Genomic DNA, 3,912 nt, shown 5'->3' with positions numbered 1-3,912 from the left:
GGACCAAGCACGCGCGTCGACGCGGCCTTTCTGCAGCGCATGAAGCGTCCGCTGCTCGAGGCAGCGGCCCGCGCCACCCGCGCCTTCGGCGAGGACGCCTCAATGCTCGAGCAGGCAAGCCTGGCAGCGGACGCCCTGCCGTAGAATGCGGCCTGATTGGAAGGCTCGCCCAGTTCAACTTGACCAGAACCACACGGCGGTTCTTGGCGCGGCCCGCTTCGTCATCGTTGCTGGCGACAGGTGCCATCATGCCGGCGCCCGCAGCGGTCAGCCGCGCCGCTCAGGTCACCGCGCCAGCAGGATAGTCGGAGCGTCGTGATAGGTGGTCTTTACCACTTCCCGGTAACCGCACTTGGCAGCCACCCTCAGCGAAGCGCCATTTTCCGGATCGATGATACAGACGGTCTTCTCGCGCCCGAAAATCACTTCGCCCCATGCCAGGACGCGGCCAACCACCTCGGTGGCGAAGCCCGCCCCGTGCACGGCCGGAACCAGCGCCCACCCGGCCTCGGGAATGCCTTCGATCGATGGTTCCATGTCGCGCTTCAGATCGTGAAACCCGGCCTCGCCGATGAAGCGCCCGGTCGCCTTCTCCTCGATCGCCCAGAAGCCATAGCCAAGCAACGACCACAGGCCGGCGTGACGCAGGAAGCGCATCCAGCTTTCTTCGCGCGTGCGCGGCTTGCCGCCGATGAAGCGGGTGACGACGGGATCGGTCCACATCGCGGCATAGGTGTCGAAATCATCCAGGCGGTGTGCCCGCAGGATGGTTCGCTTCGTTTCGATGACAGGAGCACTGGTCGCTTGCGGATTGTTCATGGGATCTGCCTCGCACGGATCGCCAGCGCTTAGCAAATCGCCGGTGCTGCGCAAGGGGCCAGGGCAACACGGCCCATCATCCAGGCGCCGCTATGGGAATTTTGCGCGACGATGTTATTTTTCACCGCAGGCTGATTCAACACCCGCCAGCGCGACCTTTTTTCAGGCGCGCATTGGTGGCGTCAAACCCAGGGAAAAGAGCATGGATACCACCGATCTTGTGCTTGCGATCTTCCATCATCTGCTGGTGTTTTCGCTGGCGGGGATCATCGGCGCCGAATTCGTCCTGATCCGCGGCGATCTGGGTGCTGCGACGCTCAAGAGGCTCGCCGGCATCGACCGCCATTACGGCGTCATCGCCGCGCTGATCATCGTCGTCGGCATCGGCCGCGTCTTCTATGGCCTCAAGGGCTGGGAATTCTACGTCTACAACTGGGTGTTCTGGGCCAAGATAGCGGCGTTCGGCGCTGTCGGCCTGCTGTCGATCATCCCGACCGTCCGCTTCATATCCTGGAACAGGCAGGCGAGCGGCAATGCCTCGTTCCAGGTGCCGGCGACCGAACTTGCGTCCGTGAAGACCTATATCCGCGCCGAAGCTTTCATCTTCCTGCTCATCCCGGTCTTCGCCGCGGCGATGGCGCGCGGCTACGGCTACTAGGGTGGCGATCACCCTCCGACATTATCCACCCATCGAGTGCGGATGTTTGCGGATATCGGCAGTTTGCCGCCCAGTTGCTATTTGCTAGCTTGCCCTAGTTGTTGCTTCATGCGCAGCCGGTGTTGAGAGGAGATCCGCGCGGCGTTGGAGATTCATATCCCGGGAGGAGATCACGATGAGAAGATTTGTCGCCGCTCTGGCTGCTGCCGCGGCCGTCACGCTTTATGGGTTCGCGGCCAGCGCGCAGACCTATCCTGAACGAACCATCACCGTTGTGGTACCGTTTGCCGCCGGCGGTCCGACCGACACGGTCACGCGCCTCGTCGCCGAAGCGATGTCGAAGGATCTCGGCCAGCAGGTCATCGTCGAGAATGTCGGCGGCGCCGGCGGAACGCTGGGTGCCGGCCGCGTCGCCAACGCCGAGCCTGACGGCTATACGCTGCTGCTCCATCATATCGGCATGGCGACAAGTGCGACGCTGTACAGAAAGCTCGCCTACGACACGCTGAACGCCTTCGAATATGTCGGCCTCGTCACCGAGGTGCCGATGACCATCGTCGGCCGCAAGGACCTGGAGCCGACCGATCTCAAGGGGTTGGTGGAGTACGCCAAGGCCAACAAGGATTCCATAACCGTCGCCAATGCCGGCATCGGTGCGGCCTCGCATCTGTGCGGCATGCTGTTCATGAGCGCCATCAAGACGCCGCTGGTCACCGTGCCCTACAAGGGCACCGGCCCGGCCATGACCGATCTCCTCGGCGGTCAGGTCGACATCATGTGCGACCAGACGACCAACACCACCAAGCAGATCCAGGGCGGCACCATCAAGGCCTATGCCGTCACCTCGCCGGAGCGCCTCGATGTGCTGAAAGACGTCCCGACGACGGTGGAAGGCGGCCTTCCCGAAGTGCAGGTCGGCATCTGGCACGGTCTCTATGCACCCAAGGGCACACCGGCCGGGATCACCGAACGCCTGTCGAAATCGCTTCAGGTCGCGCTGAAGGACCAGAACGTCGCGGCCCGCTTCGCCGAACTCGGCACCAAGCCATCGCCCGAGGCCGATGCGACGCCCGCCGCACTGAAGGCCAAGCTGGAAAGTGAGATCGCGCGCTGGAAGCCGATCATCGAAGCCGCCGGCCAGTATGCCGACTGAGGTTTGAACAGGGGCGCCACCGGCGCCCCTGTTCGCTCGGCATCCGCTACGCACCGCGGCTTGGGAGAACCATCATGAAACCTTTCGCGATCGACAGGGCCAACGGCCTGTGCGCCGCCCTGTTCATCGGTTTCGGCGCATGGTTCGCGCTGCAATCGCTCGGCCTCGAAATCGGCACCGCGTTGCGCATGGGGCCAGGCTATTTTCCGCTGGTCCTGGCGATCGTGCTGGTCCTGCTTGGCGCCGTCATTCTCGTCCAGGCTGTACGCGTCGAGGGCGAAGCGGTCGGGCATATTGCGTGGCGCGGCATGCTGCTCATCCTGCCTGCTCCGATCTTCTTCGGCCTGACGGTGCGCGGCCTCGGATTCATCCCGTCGATCTTCCTGACGGCGCTGATCGCGTCGTTTGCCAGCCGCTGCATGAAGCCGTTGACCGCGCTCGTGCTGTCGGCCGGCCTGACATTGTTTGCATTCCTTGTCTTCAGCTACGCGCTCGGCCTGCCGTTCCGCCGCTTCGGCCCGTGGCTGGCCCCGTGGTTGGTGTCGTAAGGCGATGAGCATGGATCTGCTCGACAACCTTGCGCTCGGCTTTTCGACGGCGACGTCGCTGACCAACCTCGGTTTCTGCCTGATCGGCGTCCTTCTCGGCACGCTGATCGGCGTCCTGCCCGGCATCGGCGCCACCGCGACCATCGCCATGCTTTTGCCCATCACCTTCCAGATCGGCGACCCGGTTTCCTCCCTCATCATGCTCGCCGGCATCTATTACGGTGCGCAATATGGCGGCTCGACCACCGCCATTCTCATCAACATGCCCGGCGAATCCTCGTCCGCCGTCACCGCGATCGACGGCTACCAGATGGCCAGGAACGGCCGCGCCGGGGCGGCCCTCGCGATCGCGGCCATCGGCTCGTTCTTTGCCGGCACCGTTTCGACGTTCCTCGTCGCCATCTTTGCCCCGCCGCTGACGGCGATCGCGCTGAAATTCGGCGCGGCCGAGTATTTTTCGCTGATGATCGTCGGCCTGGTTTCGTCCGTCGCGCTCGCCCACGGCTCGATCGTCAAGGCGCTGGCCATGGTCGTGCTCGGCCTGCTGCTCGGCGTTGTCGGCACCGACATTTACACCGGCACGCCGCGCTTCACGCTTGGAATCCGGGAATATGCCGACGGGTTGAATTTCGTTGCGGTGGCGGTCGGTGTCTTTGGCATCGCCGAGATCCTGCGCAACCTCGAAAACGAGGATGAGCGCTCCGTGATGATCCGCAAGGTCACCGGCCTTATGC

At 63.8% G+C, this 3,912-nt stretch carries 5 protein-coding genes and 1 pseudogene; 4 read left to right on the top strand and 2 right to left on the bottom strand.

Annotated elements, in window-relative coordinates; all coding sequences use genetic code 11:
* Positions 1-178 precede the first annotated feature (178 nt).
* Positions 179-280: pseudogene (locus EN884_RS39835) on the bottom strand (DUF4892 domain-containing protein); the annotation flags it as partial.
* A gap of 5 nt (positions 281-285) precedes the next feature.
* Positions 286-819 (bottom strand): GNAT family N-acetyltransferase, encoded by a 534-nt coding sequence (locus EN884_RS28660; RefSeq protein ID WP_013529609.1) that lies wholly within the window; start codon positions 817-819, stop codon positions 286-288.
* 202 nt (positions 820-1,021) lie between these two features.
* On the opposite strand from EN884_RS28660, the gene EN884_RS28655 reads away from it, so the two are divergent.
* From EN884_RS28655 to EN884_RS28640, 4 genes are all read left to right on the top strand, one after another.
* Positions 1,022-1,477: a DUF2214 family protein gene (locus tag EN884_RS28655; protein ID WP_024502811.1), complete on the top strand. Its 456-nt coding sequence runs from the start codon at positions 1,022-1,024 to the stop codon at positions 1,475-1,477.
* Between the two features lie 175 nt (positions 1,478-1,652).
* Complete coding sequence (locus EN884_RS28650; RefSeq protein ID WP_063168999.1) at positions 1,653-2,630, top strand: tripartite tricarboxylate transporter substrate-binding protein; 978 nt, start codon at positions 1,653-1,655, stop codon at positions 2,628-2,630.
* A gap of 74 nt (positions 2,631-2,704) precedes the next feature.
* Positions 2,705-3,178, top strand: a complete 474-nt coding sequence (locus tag EN884_RS28645; protein WP_063169000.1) for a tripartite tricarboxylate transporter TctB family protein — start codon at positions 2,705-2,707, stop codon at positions 3,176-3,178.
* A 10-nt stretch (positions 3,179-3,188) separates the two neighbouring features.
* A partial coding sequence (locus EN884_RS28640) for a tripartite tricarboxylate transporter permease (protein ID WP_206617662.1) occupies positions 3,189-3,912 on the top strand: 724 nt, incomplete at its 3' end.

Origin of the sequence: Mesorhizobium sp. M7A.F.Ca.AU.001.01.1.1, from assembly GCF_004022735.1 — a bacterium.
Classification (GTDB): Bacteria; Pseudomonadota; Alphaproteobacteria; order Rhizobiales; family Rhizobiaceae; genus Mesorhizobium; species Mesorhizobium ciceri.
Note: the sequence above shows the minus strand (reverse complement) of the source record. Positions and strands in the feature narration are given on the sequence as shown.

Bases quoted from the DNA above. Each gene is read 5' to 3' on its own strand.
- EN884_RS28660 (WP_013529609.1), bottom strand. From the start codon at position 819: ATGAACAATCCGCAAGCGACCAGTGCTCCTGTCATCGAAACGAAGCGA.
- EN884_RS28655 (WP_024502811.1), top strand. From the start codon at position 1,022: ATGGATACCACCGATCTTGTGCTTGCGATCTTCCATCATCTGCTGGTG.
- EN884_RS28650 (WP_063168999.1), top strand. From the start codon at position 1,653: ATGAGAAGATTTGTCGCCGCTCTGGCTGCTGCCGCGGCCGTCACGCTT.
- EN884_RS28645 (WP_063169000.1), top strand. From the start codon at position 2,705: ATGAAACCTTTCGCGATCGACAGGGCCAACGGCCTGTGCGCCGCCCTG.